General features: G+C 44.4%; 13 protein-coding genes and 1 pseudogene. 11 read left to right on the plus strand and 3 right to left on the minus strand.

Translation table 11 applies throughout. The annotated features are described in order from the left end of the window. Positions 1-121: 121 nt before the first annotated feature. A pseudogene (locus tag MSG34_RS24150) lies at positions 122-247 on the minus strand (hypothetical protein); the annotation flags it as partial. Between the two features lie 115 nt (positions 248-362). Beyond that, on the minus strand, positions 363-1,556 hold the full coding sequence (locus tag MSG34_RS00695) for a multidrug effflux MFS transporter (protein WP_248335992.1): 1,194 nt from the start codon (positions 1,554-1,556) through the stop codon (positions 363-365). 270 nt (positions 1,557-1,826) lie between these two features. Here MSG34_RS00695 and MSG34_RS00700 point away from each other — a divergent pair, with 270 nt between their 5' ends. The 4 genes from MSG34_RS00700 (at position 1,827) to MSG34_RS00715 (ending at position 4,873) form a co-directional block, all read left to right on the plus strand. Next, positions 1,827-2,912 carry a PQQ-dependent sugar dehydrogenase gene (locus tag MSG34_RS00700; RefSeq protein ID WP_248335993.1) on the plus strand — a complete coding sequence of 362 codons (1,086 nt, stop codon included), beginning with the start codon at positions 1,827-1,829 and terminating at the stop codon, positions 2,910-2,912. 448 nt (positions 2,913-3,360) lie between these two features. Further along, on the plus strand, positions 3,361-3,570 hold the full coding sequence (locus MSG34_RS00705; protein WP_010430417.1) for a cold-shock protein: 210 nt from the start codon (positions 3,361-3,363) through the stop codon (positions 3,568-3,570). Positions 3,571-3,687: 117 nt separating this feature from the next. Further along, on the plus strand, positions 3,688-4,227 hold the full coding sequence (locus MSG34_RS00710) for a YaeQ family protein (protein WP_017061727.1): 540 nt from the start codon (positions 3,688-3,690) through the stop codon (positions 4,225-4,227). Then, positions 4,220-4,873 carry a hypothetical protein gene (locus tag MSG34_RS00715; protein WP_248335994.1) on the plus strand — a complete coding sequence of 218 codons (654 nt, stop codon included), beginning with the start codon at positions 4,220-4,222 and terminating at the stop codon, positions 4,871-4,873. Before MSG34_RS00710 ends, MSG34_RS00715 begins: the two co-directional genes overlap by 8 nt. A gap of 446 nt (positions 4,874-5,319) precedes the next feature. Here MSG34_RS00715 and folE read toward each other — a convergent pair whose 3' ends face one another. Beyond that, positions 5,320-5,973, minus strand: coding sequence for a GTP cyclohydrolase I FolE (gene folE, locus MSG34_RS00720; RefSeq protein ID WP_017061725.1), 654 nt, complete (start codon positions 5,971-5,973; stop codon positions 5,320-5,322). Positions 5,974-6,189: 216 nt separating this feature from the next. On the opposite strand from folE, the gene moeA reads away from it, so the two are divergent. The 7 genes from moeA to MSG34_RS00755 all read left to right on the plus strand — a co-directional run bounded on the left by moeA (position 6,190) and on the right by MSG34_RS00755 (position 15,364). Further along, positions 6,190-7,425 (plus strand): molybdopterin molybdotransferase MoeA, encoded by a 1,236-nt coding sequence (gene moeA, locus MSG34_RS00725; RefSeq protein WP_102571377.1) that lies wholly within the window; start codon positions 6,190-6,192, stop codon positions 7,423-7,425. A gap of 12 nt (positions 7,426-7,437) precedes the next feature. Continuing rightward, entirely contained in the window at positions 7,438-8,187 is a 750-nt protein-coding gene (gene moeB, locus MSG34_RS00730; RefSeq protein WP_248335995.1) for a molybdopterin-synthase adenylyltransferase MoeB, read from the plus strand. Between the two features lie 255 nt (positions 8,188-8,442). Beyond that, positions 8,443-10,578: an LruC domain-containing protein gene (locus tag MSG34_RS00735; protein WP_248335996.1), complete on the plus strand. Its 2,136-nt coding sequence runs from the start codon at positions 8,443-8,445 to the stop codon at positions 10,576-10,578. Positions 10,579-10,589: 11 nt separating this feature from the next. After that, entirely contained in the window at positions 10,590-11,207 is a 618-nt protein-coding gene (locus MSG34_RS00740; protein WP_248335997.1) for a hypothetical protein, read from the plus strand. Between the two features lie 207 nt (positions 11,208-11,414). After that, on the plus strand, positions 11,415-11,729 hold the full coding sequence (locus tag MSG34_RS00745) for a hypothetical protein (protein ID WP_248335998.1): 315 nt from the start codon (positions 11,415-11,417) through the stop codon (positions 11,727-11,729). 105 nt (positions 11,730-11,834) lie between these two features. Next, entirely contained in the window at positions 11,835-12,683 is an 849-nt protein-coding gene (locus tag MSG34_RS00750) for a sulfurtransferase (protein WP_248335999.1), read from the plus strand. A gap of 386 nt (positions 12,684-13,069) precedes the next feature. After that, positions 13,070-15,364, plus strand: coding sequence for an EAL domain-containing protein (locus MSG34_RS00755; protein ID WP_248336000.1), 2,295 nt, complete (start codon positions 13,070-13,072; stop codon positions 15,362-15,364). Positions 15,365-15,407: the final 43 nt, after the last annotated feature.

Here is a 15,407-nt window from a genome sequence, read left to right on the forward strand (position 1 = left end):
CACCAACAAAAAAGCAGTGATGGATCGCTCCATTCACTGCTTTTCATTCGTAGCTTTTATTATCAATAGTTTTGATTGCCAGTAGCGTCGATTACCAATGGCTTTAGGTCATGCTCAGAAACTATGTTCTTCGAGATTTCAGTAACAAGAAGATGAAGTAGCTGCCACCAATAATGGAAACTAACGTCCCTGCCGCAAGCTGCGCTGGAAAAACCACCAATTGCCCTAGCCAGTTAGCAAATAGCATGTATTCTGGCAACTTAAACCAAAGCGCTGAACATTAAAAAGGCCATTGAAATTGTAGAACTTCAATGGCCTTTTCGTTTTCCACTAGCCAGACAGCTAGATAATTAACTAAACAACTAACTGAGCCGAGACTCTCTCGCTTCTTGGCTACTGAAACCACGTAAAATGTTAAACAGGGTAATCAATGTGAACAGCATGATCACGAGCGATAAATGCCACGCTTCCCCTAACCCTAACTGAACCAGCCCCATACTCACAATTGAAGACACCACCATCTGCCCGCCACCAGACATCGCAGCCGCCGCGCCAGCGTTCTTCTTATAAGGCAACATCACTAACGCCTGAGCACAAGGTAACGCAATACCATTACCAAGAATCATCAAAAACTGGCCAAGCATGAGATACAAAGGCTCGAGTGGACAAAAGAACAGCCACAAAGCCGCAGCAACGTGTAACACAGGAGTACATAACAGAGTTTTCTTGTTACCCAGCATAGGGCGAATGCGGTTACATAAGCTTGTTCCACCAAGCATGCCTAATGCAGGAATCACCGCCCACATCGCGTATTCATCTGACGTCATACCAATCTGGTTTTGCATGATAAACGGCATCACTGATACGGTGGTGATCATCAAGCTAAAGTTAAGCCACCCGATACTCGCAAAGCTCATAAAATAACGAGAAGTGAGTAACTCTTTATATTGAGAAACCATTTTCTTCGGCAAAGGGATCGCCGAAACCTGAGTCACGGTTTCCTTAAATTTGAACGCCAATACCACCCAAGCCAAAGAGACATAGCCAAGTAGCGAGATAAACACCATGCTCCAACCGAAGTGGAAGTTAATGAATCCACCGATAACCGGCGCAATCAAAGGTGTAATAGACGCAACCATTGCAATGTAAGACATCGCGAGCGGCAAATCTGCCCCACTGAATCTGTCTCGCGTGGACGCACGGGCAAGTACCGCGCAACAACCAGTTCCTAAACCTTGCAGGAATCGCCCCATCACCATACTGGTAAATGAGTGGCTGAAGAAGATGATCATCAAGAGGCCCAGCATCGCAATCAATAAACCGCTTAACAGCACCTTCTTACGCCCAAGAGCATCGGAAATAGGGCCATAAATAAACTGGGAAGGGCCAAAGCCTAATAAATACACACTCACCAAAAGCTGAGCTTGCTCTAGCGAGACATTAAAATCTTTTGCGATCCAAGGTAAAGAAGGAAACACCAAGCCCATACTGAGCTGGCCGATACTGATGACCAAACACGCAAGTAAGATCGATTTAAAATCAAATCCACGACTCATCGTTTAAGACGTCCGTTCGAAGAAAAATCGTGCGTATCTAACTCACAACATAAAACCTGAGAAAATAGCAAAAATGCTGCTGGTGAGTTGTTCATAATGCTCCGACGGGATCAAATAGAGAAAGGCACAGTAAACATACGTGAGCTTGTATAATCATACAATAGGCGTTCAACTAAATATGTGAATAGTCACTTTTCAGCAACCTCGGCTTTCCGCCTATTGGCTACAAGCGCTAGACTAACACTAGATGCTCATAATCAAGGGACTTCAATGAACACTCATCACCGTATTTTTTCATATGCTTTGGCGCTGCTTGCCTCAGGTCCTGTAACGTCAGCCTTTGCTTGGCAGGCAGAGAAGATCACCGACGGACTCGTGATCCCTTGGGGGCTAGCGTATGTCAACGATAAGTCCATGCTAGTAACAGAAAAATCAGGCGTCATTAAACATGTCGATTTAAAAACAGGCGATCAAAAAACACTGTTCAGGTTACCCAATGTATGGGCGAAAGGCCAAGGTGGATTATTGGATATCGCACTCTCCCCTTTTGAAAACAGAAAGCTCTACGTCACTTACAGTAAGGACGTCGATGGTGAAGGTGTAACAACACTGGCTTCTGCTAATTACAGCAATAATGAAGTTACCAATTGGACAGACGTGTTTGTGTCGAAATCCAGAACGGACACCGGACGTCACTTTGGTAGCCGTATCACCTTTGATGATAGCCACCTGTATTTTTCAATCGGTGATCGAGGTGATCGAGACAACGGCCAAGACACTATGACTCATGCTGGCTCAATATTACGACTGAATGCCGATGGAAGCACACCAAGCGATAATCCATTCACGGATAACAACAAGGTGCTCAATGAAATTTGGAGCTTTGGTCATCGCAATCCACAAGGTCTGTATTACGATTTCCCGACTCAAAAGCTTTGGTCAATTGAACACGGCCCTCGCGGTGGTGATGAAATCAACCTTATAAAAGCAGGTGCCAACTACGGGTGGCCAATCACATCACACGGAAAAGAGTATTGGGGCCCTATCAGCGTTGGCGAATCGGAAACCAAAGATGGTATTGAAGCGCCTAAAAAAGTCTATGTTCCTTCAATCGCTCCGGGCAGCTTGATTGTTTACCAAGGAGACAAATACCCAGAGCTGAAAGGCAAGCTGCTGGCTGGCGCACTAAAACTTACTCACATCAATATTGTGACAGTCAATGAACAAGGTGAGGCAATCGAGGAAGAACGCATTTTAGAGGACTTAGGCGAAAGGATAAGAGACATCGAAACTTCACCAAACGGAGACATCTTCTTCAGCACTGATAATGGCAACCTGTACCGCTTGAAAAAATAGCCGAGACCTCGTTCAAGTAAAGGCATTTACCTTACAACGACATTTATAAATATAAGCCGTTAAAAGTGGGTTCAACGCCCAGTTAGCGGCTTTAAATTTGCAAAAATTAATGCGCTAAAACAGTGCATTTACTCCAAATTCGTCATCAATTTCGACCACCTTTTTCACAAAAACTACAACAAACCACCATACAACTGTAACTCCATGATATTTAAGGAATGCAAAGTTTGACTACCCCCAAGTTTCTGCAACCTTTCCCTATGTATTCGATTGACTATCCCCTGATTTGATTTAGACTCGTTCCCGGCTAGAAAGAAAGTTCTTTGTATATAAACATTTCGTTGGATTACTAGTAACCCCGTTGTGTTGTACGCAATAGCAATAAACTTTTCCGCGCTATCAGTGCCACAATTGGCTCAAAATAAAAATTTAATTTTAGGATATCATCATGTCTAACACAGTTACTGGTACAGTAAAATGGTTCAACGAAACTAAAGGCTTCGGCTTCATTCAACAAGAAAACGGCCCAGACGTATTCGCACACTTCTCTGCTATCACTGGCGACGGTTTCAAAACTCTTGCTGAAGGCCAAAAAGTTGAGTTCGTAGTATCTCAAGGTCAAAAAGGCCCACAAGCTGACAGCATCAAAGTACTTTAATTTAGTATTTTAAAGCTTTCTAAAAATAGCCAGCCTTTGCTGGCTATTTTTTTACCCGCTATTCAGAGATATAAGGTAATATTCCCCTTCACTATTTCTACCTAAGACACCCTCTCAATGGCTCTTAAACCGACAATCTACAAGTTTCGTATCTCTTTAACCGATATGAATCGCGACTATTACGACTCTTTTAATCTAACGGTTGCACAACACCCTTCTGAAACAGAACAGCGAATGATGGCTCGAATCATGGCTTTCTGTATCAATGCATCTCCTGAACTTGAGTTCACTAAAGGGTTGTCTAGCATTGAAGAACCCGATTTATGGCAGAAGTCGTTAGATGATCAAATCCTAGAATGGGTTGATGTGGGCGAACCTGACCCAGAGCGTGTTAAGAAGGCAACTCGCCTATCTAAATCCGTGCGTGTATTCAGCTTCAACACTAAATCAAACGTTTGGTGGGAGCAGAACAAAGGGAAATTCGGTTACCTAAAAGCTCAGATCGTTCGTCTAGACAACGATGGTATTGAGCAGCTAGCAGCGATGACACAACGCACGATGGATCTTTCAGTCATGCTGACGGGTAACTCTGCTTTCATTAACAGCGATACTCAATCGGCAGAAGTAACGTGGGAAGAGCTACAGAGTAATGACTGAGCGTCCAACCCCGAATAATTCGCAAACAGAAGCTAGCCTGCAAGAAGAAGCCAAGCAGCAAGCCGACACGCAGCAAGAAATCAAAGCTAAACAACAAGCTAGAACCAAGCTTCACCAATGTTTAAAAGAAGCAGGTTTAGATTCAGTCAAAGCGCTTTCGACAGGCTATGAGAAAGAGCTGTCGTCATTTATTGATGAAAACCATGCTCTGTTCAAACACGCTTGCGAGAACAAGCCTGACAACTCTGCACGTCAGACGTTGCTTGGTCTGCTAACCAAAGTACATATCGATGCAAGCTATCGCTTTGAAAGTAATAAAGAAGCGAATGAAGCGATGCAAAATGTATTCGACAATACAGTGGGCACTGAACACAGCGACAAGTTTCAAAACTCTAACGCTCAACAGTTAAAACTAGTCACGCATTTGTGGTTGTTCATTCAAGGACGACTAGGAATGGATTACAGCCTAGCCAATGATCACGCAGCTGTAGCCGCTACGCTACTGTCTCGCATATCGAGAAGCAGTGGTGATGAGATTCGCGTAGAGTTCATGGCGAGTTTTTATGATGGCTTGAACCTCTATCAAGCTGAGAACAAGCCATCAGGTATTGTTCACCACTTAAAGCGTTTGTTTAACCTTTCTTAAGCACCCCACCAGCGATCGACTCTAGTTACGCTCTATATTTTTATAGAGCGTGCTTTTTCTGCTTGGTCGCCAGAGATTCCCTATTACGTTCGTTCCTCACTTTAGGGAATGACGGACTCGTTTTACTGAGATTCAACGTTTCGGTTTGCCTAGACAGAAACAGAAACAAAAACCGCTTTAGGTGAAATACTATTGAGCTAATTCCCCCACACTCGCCGTCATCCTCGAGAAGGAGGAACGACTGAGTCGGGGATCTCATACCAACCACACTAATAAACGCCTAATCAAAACAGATTCCCTATTACGTCCATTCCTTACTTTAGGGAGTGACGACATTCGTAGTCATTTCAGGCGTAAAAAAGCCCCGCAGAAAGCGAGGCTTAGAATATTTTCAACGAACATTGATTTACTGAGGCTAAATCGCGTTCATCAAATAACGAAACGTATTAACGCAGGCCGTGTAAGAATTCGTGACGCGTTGCTGGGTTTGATCTGAAAATACCACCCAGAGCTGTGGTTGTCGTTTCGCTGGTTGCATCCATCACACCACGAGACTTCACGCAGTAGTGAACGGCATCCATGGTGACAGCAACATCATCGGTTTCGAGTAGCGTTTGTAATGCAACAAGAATCTGCTGAGTCATACGCTCTTGAACTTGTGGGCGCTGAGCAAAGAATCGAACAATACGGTTAATCTTTGAAAGGCCGATGATTTTCCCACGAGGGATATAAGCGACCGCAGTCTTACCATCAATCGTCACTAAGTGGTGCTCACAAGTACTGGTCACAGTAATGTCTTTTACTCGTACCATCTCACGAACGCCCATCTTGTTTTCGATTACAGTAATTTTAGGGAAATTAGCGTAATCCAAACCAGAAAAAATCTCATCCACGTACATTTTAGCAATACGTTGCGGTGTTTCTTCCAGACTGTCGTCCGTAAGATCAAGTTCAAGGAGAGTGAGAATCTCACGCATATGGTGTTCGATTCGTTCCTTTTTCTCTTCTCGGCTAACCTGGTTAGGACTCATTGGTGTCTCTAATCCGCGGCTTGCTAGCGCATCTTTAACCAACTTCGCTGATTCGCTAAGACCTGACATTGAACTTCCTCTTTTATTACCCCTTCTGGATGGCAAACAAGGATACTCGGAATTTTGAATAAATACACCCATATTTTAAGGGAGGTCATTATTTACGGGGCTTAAACTATGCTAAAGTGGCTGCAATTTCGTTGGCGACCAACCGTGATTTGATAATTATTGAGCCACCATTGCCAACCACTAAATCAAAATAATAACGACCAAAGGATTTCAATTATGGGCTGTTGCGACGCTCCGGGCTTGATGCCAATTGAAGAAGCACTAGATAAGCTACTATCGCCAATTAAACCTATTCAAACGACCTTATCATTGCCATTAGCAGAAGCATTGGGTTATGTACTTGCTGAAGATATTCTGTCCCCTATTTTCGTCCCTCCTTTTGATAACTCAGCAATGGACGGCTATGCACTGCGCTTAGCAGACTTAGAGAACGGTAAAGTTCTTCCATTAGCAGGCAAGTCTTTTGCTGGCCAACCGTTCGAAGGTGAATGGCCAGCAAACACCTGTATTCGCATTATGACAGGCGCAAAGATCCCGGAAGGTTGTGACGCCGTAATCATGCAAGAAAATACGGCCGAAACTGAGGCTGGTATTGAGATTCAACAAGACGACATCAAGCTGAACAATAACATTCGCCCTACTGGTGACGATATCAAGCAAGGCGATATCGTACTTAGCCGTGGTGAGCGTTTAACACCTCGTGACATTCCAATGATTGCTTCATTGGGTGTGAGCCACGTGACAGTGTTACATAAACCTAAAGTCGCTTTCTTCTCTACTGGCGATGAGCTAAAGCCATTAGGTCAACCGCTTGAAGACGGTCAGATCTACGACAGTAACCGTTACGGTATTAAACCATTAATCGAAGCATTTGGTTGTGAAGCTATCGACTTGGGTATCATCCCAGATTGTCCTGCAACGCTTAAAGAAACGTTCGAGAAAGCACAGCAAATAGCAGACGTGGTTGTGACTTCTGGTGGCGTGAGTGTTGGTGAAGCGGATTACACCAAAGATATTTTGGAAGAGCTCGGCCAAATCGGCTTCTGGAAACTGGCAATCAAACCGGGCAAACCGTTCGCATTCGGTGAATTAGATAACGCATGGTTCTGTGGCTTACCGGGTAACCCAGTGTCGGCAATGATGACCATGTACGTACTGGTTCAACCTATGCTGGCTAAACTGGCAGGTCATACCGCGTGGACAGCTCCGGAATCTATTCCAGCTATCACCAAGTCTGCATTCAAAAAAGGCCCAGGCCGTACTGATTACCAACGTGGTATCTACTCGATTGAAAACGGTCAGTTTGTAGTAGAAACAACAGGTAACCAAAGTTCAGGCGCTTTCCGCTCAATGAGCTTAGCAAACTGCTTTGTGGTTCTAGAGCGTGAACGTGGCCGTGTTGAAGTCGGTGAAACGGTTCAGATTCAACTGTTTAACTCGACGCTTTACTAACGAGGCTTGCTGATGGAAATACTGTCTGACGCAGAGATGCTTCGTTACAATCGCCAGATCATTCTCAAACAGTTTGATTTTGAAGGCCAAGAAGCGCTGAAACAGAGTTCAATCTTAGTGTTAGGTGCAGGTGGTTTAGGCTGCGCCTCTGCTCAATACCTCGCGACTGCGGGAATTGGTAAGCTAACACTGATCGATGATGATGTTGTCGAGCTTTCAAACTTACAGCGACAAGTACTTCACACCGATGCTGATATTGGTAAGAAGAAGGTCGATTCTGCCGCTGAGTCTTTGCAGGTATTGAACCCGCACCTGACGATTGAAACTGTCGATCACAGGCTTGATGACGAAGCGCTATCAAGTTTGATCGAAGCACACTCGCTTGTTCTTGATGCCAGTGACAACGTTGAAACGCGCAATCAGTTGAACCGTTTGTGTTACGCATCAAAAACGCCACTCGTATCGGGCGCTGCGATTCGCATGGAAGGTCAGATTAGCGTATTCACTTATCAAGATATTGACGCGCCGTGTTACCAGTGTTTAAGCGCTCTATTCGGCAACGCTGCGCTAAGCTGTGTTGAAGCTGGTGTGATGGCACCTGTCGTTGGCATGGTAGGCGCGGCTCAGGCTTTGGAAGCTATCAAGGTTATTGCCAAGTTTGGACAACCAAAGCAAGGTAAACTTTTGATTCTCGATGCCATGTCTCATAGCTGGCGTGAAATGAATTTAATGAAGATGCCTAGCTGTTCGGTGTGTGGATAAGCTAAATCATATCCCCTCTTATCGAAAACCTAAGCCTTGACTATATGTTGGGGCTTTTTTATATCTCAACGTCAGCATCTCAACTCGCTTTATCAATTTGAAATACTCTATGAGAGATTAGTTTCATTTGAGTTCTCATTTTGAGAATACAATGAAAAAATCAACACCACAAAATATAATCTTTAAAAATCAAAACATTAAATTTGGCACATAACTTGTAACTGTATCTGTACCTTCCATTACAAGGATGTAGATATGAGAATTACAACGTTAAGTTTGCTATTAAGTGCGCCCCTAGTCGCCAACGCAGCGCCATTCGATACCTGTCCAAGTAAGGCGTACCTTTTTCAGTCCACCCCTGTGCAAGTTTGGGGCGTGAACCTAGTAACCGGCTCAACCACTCTGTTAGAAGACGATACGGGTATGAATGCCAATATCAATGGTGTCGGTTTCGACTTCCAAGACAGATATATTTATGGCTATGACACCACCAACAAACGCTTAGTGCGTCTTGGCCAAGACTTCCAAGCAGAAGTTATCAACACAAGTGGATTGCCAACTGATCACACTTTCTATGTCGGCGACGTCTATGACCATGTGTATTACCTTTACCGCACAGGGAAAGGCTTATTCACCGTTGACCTATCTCCGCTAGACTCCGACCCAGATGCGACTGTTACAGTTAACAAAATCGCTGGTAGCCCGGCAACCGTAAAACTGACCGATTTTGCTTTCCACCCAAGTGATGGCTCTTTATATGGTATCGACAATAACTCGGGCGGCTTGTACCAATTCAACCCAACTACAGGCGCAGAAACCTACATAGGTGACACTGGAGAAACGGGGACATTCGGCGCAGGTTATTTCGATGTAAACGGCTACTACTACGTATCTCGAAATCAAGACGGTAAGATCTACCGTATCAACCTGTCCCCAGATAACGCTGCCAACATCGCTGCAGGTGTCGTTCCTGCTGTAGAGTTTGTATCGAATGGCCCTTCTTCAAATCAAAATGATGGTGCTCGTTGTGCGAACGCGCCTGTTGTGGATGAAGATTCCAACATCGACTTCGGTGACGCTCCAGATACTTACCTAACCTTATTAGCAAGTAACGGCCCTCGACATGAACTGGATGGCGTGACTTGGTTAGGTACAGATGCGCCAGACGCCGATCTTGACGGCTACGTAACACCGCAATCGGATGAAAGCGTAGGTATTGATGATGAGTGGGCGAACGGTGGTATCGGTTTTGTAACCGCACTTGAAGCTGGTCTTGATTCAAAAGTGGTGATTGAAGCTTCAACAACCGGTTACCTTTCAGCTTGGATAGACTGGAACCAAGATGGCAGCTTCGATGGCGCTAACGAGCAAGTGTTTACCGATTACCTGTTAGATGCTGGTGAAAACGATCTGTTCCTTAATGTTGATATCAACGCACTGACCGGTACGACGTGGGCTCGATTCAGATTCAGTCAACAAACCAACCTAAGTTACTTTGGCGGTTCAACCTCTGGTGAGGTGGTCGATATTCAAGTCGATGTTCTTAACGATGGTGCCACCGCTCGTTACTTCCCAAGTGCTTCCGGTTACGCAACGCTCGCATACGAAGATAACTGGCCATATAAAGCCGACTACGACATGAACGATGCTGTTCTTATGTATCGCATTACCGAAATCCTTAAAGATGGAAAAGTCGTTAAGTCCACTATTGACGGCCGCCTAGCTGCTGTCGGGGCAACGTACAGAAATGGTTTTGCTGTTCGACTTCCTAACTTAGACCCGAGCTTGGTGAGTAGCGGCAGCTCTTACATGAAACACAATGGTGTATTCACTGACCTTGACCTAGAAGATGGACGTAGCGAAGCAATCTTTGTTATCGCCAATGACCTGACAGAAAAAATCAGCACTGGCTGTACCTTCTACCGCACCAGTAATGGATGTAAAGAGGATGAGCAGTTCTCATTCCAAATTGGTATTACTTTAGCCGGTGACGGTGTGAGTACTGGCAGCTGGACCGATATGCCTTACGACCCGTTCATTTTCGCAACGCCTGGGTATTATCACGGTGAAAACCTACCTCTACATCCAGGACGCAGCTGGGAAGTTCACTTGCCGGACCAAGCTCCAACCGAAGCGTTTGATACCACTAACCTCTTTGAAGCTGGATTAGGCGTTGATGACAGTAATCCATCAACAGGTAAATACTTCAAAACAGTAGAAAACCACCCTTGGGCGCTAATTGTAACTTCGGATGACGAATGGGAGTGGCCTTTAGAGTACGTCGATATTGTTACCGCTTACCCAGAATTTAAACCATACGCAGAATCCGGCGGTGAAACGAACCAAACATGGTACCAATCACCTGCAGACAACCAACGTTACGAACCATAAGGAGAGACGTTATGACTATTCACACTAAACAATATCGAGACAATCATTGCGTTGATTCAAGCCGCAATCTCTCTGAGGAAGAACGTATGTCTGTACAAAGCACTTGGAACATCAAGAAGTCACTAGCCGTTATTTTAGCTGCAGCTCCATTGGTATTAGCCGGTTGTGGGGGCGGTGGTGGTGGCGGCGGAAGTGCATCTACTCCATCGCCATCTACACCCTCGACACCTGCAACCCCGTCGACTCCGGTAACAGCAACGCCTTCGCCGTCTCCCGTGACAGGTTCGGTAGCAGCGCAAAGCTATACGATGAGTGATTTGGTGGTACCTGACGGGTTTGACTACAACTCTGTTGAACAGTTTGATCTCGACATCGACATCAGCAGCATTTCGACAGACCGTTCTTTTGTGACCGTTTATAGCCGATTTAGTACAAGAGATGACTCAACCTTGAAGCCGGATTACTCCAGTAAAGTCATTGCAGGCCCACTAGATAATGGTGTGTTCGCCTCCAACTTTGCGGCGCCGGTAAACCATGAAGCACTCTTGATAGAGATTTGGTTCTACGATGGTCAACCTCCATTACAACAAGTGGTTTCCAGTGGTGACTCTCAGATTGTCTGGCAGTAAGTCGCTTAGCAGCAGGTAACTTGTCGTTAACTAGACCTATGGCGAAACAGAGTCAAAATGGATTGTTTGTAAGCAGGAAGTGAGCAGAAATGCTCACTTTTTTTGTCTTCACCGAAGAGCGGTTAATTCAGCTTTATTAGCGAGTAGCATTCACTTTACCACCAATCTCACTTATATTTTCAATATAACCTTCAAAGACTTACTCTCATGAAACAGTTAAAAATAGGTCTATTTATCTTAATGTGTGGTGTAGGCGTGTTAGTTGCCCTTGCCTATTTCCCGCTAACGTCAGAGACGGGGCAACGCATTCAAGCCAAAGTCATTTCGAACACGCTCACTCAATCCTTAGATGGACACAGGCGTTATCTTACGGTTCAGACAAAAGATAATGACGTATTTCGGGTCTCTATTGCTCCTACCACAGACTGCCCTATTGATTCTGTGGTTGCGCTTGATACATTAAACAATCAATTAACCGGACAAAGCAGTTATCAGTTCATCCACTGTCGAGCAGCTCAGTAGCTATCGATACAACAACGATATTCGTAAAGCAACTGTAATCGCTCTAACACTGTATTTGCTATAACAGCAAGAATCGCTAAAACAACAAGAATGGATATAACAATAATGAATCAGCCACTCATCTCACCAGAACAACTTCAACAACGTTTGCTAGCAGAAGACAATATCATCCTCCTCGACGCCAGTATCGAGTTTCAAATTCCAAGCGAGTCAGAAAAGATCAAAGGACAAATGATTCCTGGTGCTATTCGTTTTGACTACGACAAAGACTTTTGTAACAAGCATACTCTGCTTCCTCACATGCTCCCGACCGAAAAACATTTCAACACTCGCGCAAAAGAAATTGGCATCAATCAAGACAGTACGATTGTGGTTTACGATAACTCCGGAACCTTCGCTTCTCCCCGTGCGTGGTGGATGTTTATGGCAATGGGACACAACGACGTATTCATCTTAGATGGCGGTTTGCCCGCTTGGATCGAAGCCGGTTACGCGACCGAGACTGACTATCGCACCGAAGTAAAGGCGGGCAATTTTGAAGGCCATATTCAAGACAACTACTTTGTCAGTGCTCAGCAGATTGAAGGTTACTCAACTGACAAGAGCGCAAACATTGTAGATGCGCGTTCTCAAGCTCGTTTCGATTCAGAAGTTCCTGAACCACGTGAAGGCTTACGTAGTGGCCATATACCGAATTCGATTTGCCTACCGTTTGCTCAAGTACTCGATAACGGTAAGTTAAAGCCTCAAGAAGAGCTTATTGATATCTTTTCAACGTTAGAATTAATGCCTTCTCAACCTATGTTCTTTAGCTGTGGCTCTGGCGTAACAGCCTGCATCATATTATTAGCCGCTAAACTCGCTGGCTATAACGGTGAAATGGGCGTTTACGATGGTTCATGGACGGAATGGGGTGCTAACGACAAACTGCCTATTGCCGTGACTAAAAAGTAATTCAACTTCGCTTACTGCCACTGTTAGAATATACTGCGCATGCATAAAGAGCTTACTGATAATGATGGCCTCACGTCTCATGAAGTAAGCTTTTATGTCGCAGTTAACGCTATGTTCATTTGAGACCAAGACTCGATTCACGCCGTTTGATTTATAGCCCACATTAAGTTGCTAACGATAATTTGTGATTAATCATAAACTAATCGTTATCGACGTTATGAATACTAATATTTCACTCAAGAATCTCTGCTCATAGTCGTTACACTATTTAATCATTGATACTTTCACCATTTGTGTTTGTATCTTTCGTTGCATGAATCACACTGACAACCCAATAGTTTGTCATTTGCAGTCTGTTAAAAGTAGTAACCAACAAAAGGCATCTCATGGCTCTATTTAAGAAAAATATCTGGTCGCTGTACGCGTTTATCGTACTACTGACCCTGATACTTTTCGCCGCGTTGGGAATAACAAACTGGAAAGCGAACAGAGACGATTTCATAGAGCAGCAGCACATTCAGGTTGAGCTTTTTTCTAGCTCCGTCAACTCGCTGCTGACCAGTCAAGAAGCCTTGTTAGAAGTGGTCGGCCATCAACTGGCTCAACAGTCTGATTTCACACGTACTGCGTCTATTCAAATTAGGCCAATTTTAGACAAGCTACTTGAAACCCACCCTGCGATAGCAGCGTTTGGCTTGTTGAACACCGACGGTGATTACCTCTCGATCAGCTCGAATCTCGAACTTGCGAATCAAAGGAACTTGCTGCAATACGCGCCAACAAGAGACTCCTTTTTAGACGCCCTATCAAGCAGTAGCATGGTGCTTGGCCGTACCTATTTTCAAGAATCGTTGAATAGCTTGGTTATCCCGCTGAGAAAATCCATTTCAATCGATGGCAAGAAAACCGATGCAGTAATGACCGCGGGGCTACGATTAGACGCCACGATCGTATTTGAAAATAATGCTCACGCCGGAAGTTTCAATACACTAAGCCTGATCAGAAAAGACAGCTTTCGCCAATTTTATTCGAGTGATATCGAATCTGAGAGCGCGTATTCCTCTCCAGTAGGCAAAGATGTCATACAGCGTATTGCAAGTATCTTTACCGACCGCTTCGGAATTAGCGTGCAAGAAGCGATGAATGGGCAAGAAACCTACTCTTTTGTCGTCGACGATGAACAATACCACTCTTTAATGAGCGCAAAATACATCCCAAACTACAAATTATGGGTGGTAGGACGTACCGACCTAACTCACGTCGATAGTATATTTATACAAGAGTTCAGCATTCTTTTCGTTGCCTTTATTTTTCTTCAGTTCGGTTTCTACTTTTTGGTTAAGTCGATTGCTAAGAACGAACGACGCACTCGTAGCCAACTCATTTATCAGGCGAACCATGATCCTTTAACCTCTCTGCCAAACCGTTTGTACATGCGTAAAAATATTGGCAAATGGATAGACGATGAGTCAGAACCGTTTTCGCTGTTGTTTATCGATATCGATAACTTTAAATGCGTCAATGACACCCACGGGCATGACTTTGGAGACAAGGTTCTCAAACAGATCGCTTTGCGTTTGATGAGGTTCCGATCTCGCCTCAGCCTATTGGTACGTGAATCCAGTGATGAGTTTTTGTTCTTAACGCCCTTGTCGAATGAAGCTGAAATTAAACGACTCGCCAAGCGCATTATTGAAGTGCTTTCTCAACCTTATGAAGTTGAAAGCGCTCAGTTTTTGTTAGGTTGCAGCATCGGCGTAGCGCGTTTCCCTGAACACGGAAAAGATCTAGATAGCCTATTACGTTCTGCCGATATTTCGATGTACAAAGCGAAACAGCAGCAAAACTCGTACAGTATTTTCACAACGGAAATGCAAGACGCGCACCTCTACAAAATGAAAGTAGAACAAAGGCTACGCATCGCTATTGAGAAACAAACACTGTTCATGGTTTTCCAACCGCTGGTTCGTGCAAATGAGAGTATTCACGGTGTAGAAGCACTCGTGCGCTGGATTGATGACGAGTTGGGTTTTGTTCCGCCAGATGTCTTTATACCGATAGCTGAGAACACAGGCTTAATGCAAAAGCTGGGGACTTTTATTATTGAGTCCAGCATTATGCAGATCGCCCACTTGCACCGAACAACGGAACAAAAGATAGGGCTGTCGATCAACATATCAGTGCGTCAGTTTTCTCATCAATCCTTCTCTGAGCACTTATTCGCGACACTAGAAAAGTATCAACTGTCTCCTAGCTGTTTAACGCTAGAAATTACGGAGAGCTTGTTCATTGAAGATGTGACCTTGGTGAAACCGACTTTTGAAGCCCTCAAAGAGAAGAATATAAAGATCTCTTTAGATGATTTCGGGACAGGCTATTCATCACTGAGCATGTTAAAAGCACTACCTATCGATGAGCTTAAAATCGATAAGAGCTTTATTGAGAACATTGCTGTCGATCAGCAATCACTCACAATGGTGCAAAACATCATCGCAATCGGTAAGAACTTCGGCATGGTGGTATTGGCAGAAGGCGTAGAATCAAACGAACACTTCGCTATTCTAAAGGCATGTGGATGTGACTTAATGCAAGGCTATTACTTCTCTCGCCCTATTCCTTATGATGAGCTGGCTACTCACCTAAACAAGCAGGTGACTGAGCACGCGGAATGTTCTGTTTAAGAACGTGAGTTAAATAGACGAGCTAAATAAATAAGGTAGGCGG

Source organism: Vibrio sp. 1CM2L (assembly GCF_023161695.1).
Taxonomy (GTDB): domain Bacteria; phylum Pseudomonadota; class Gammaproteobacteria; order Enterobacterales; family Vibrionaceae; genus Vibrio; species Vibrio coralliirubri.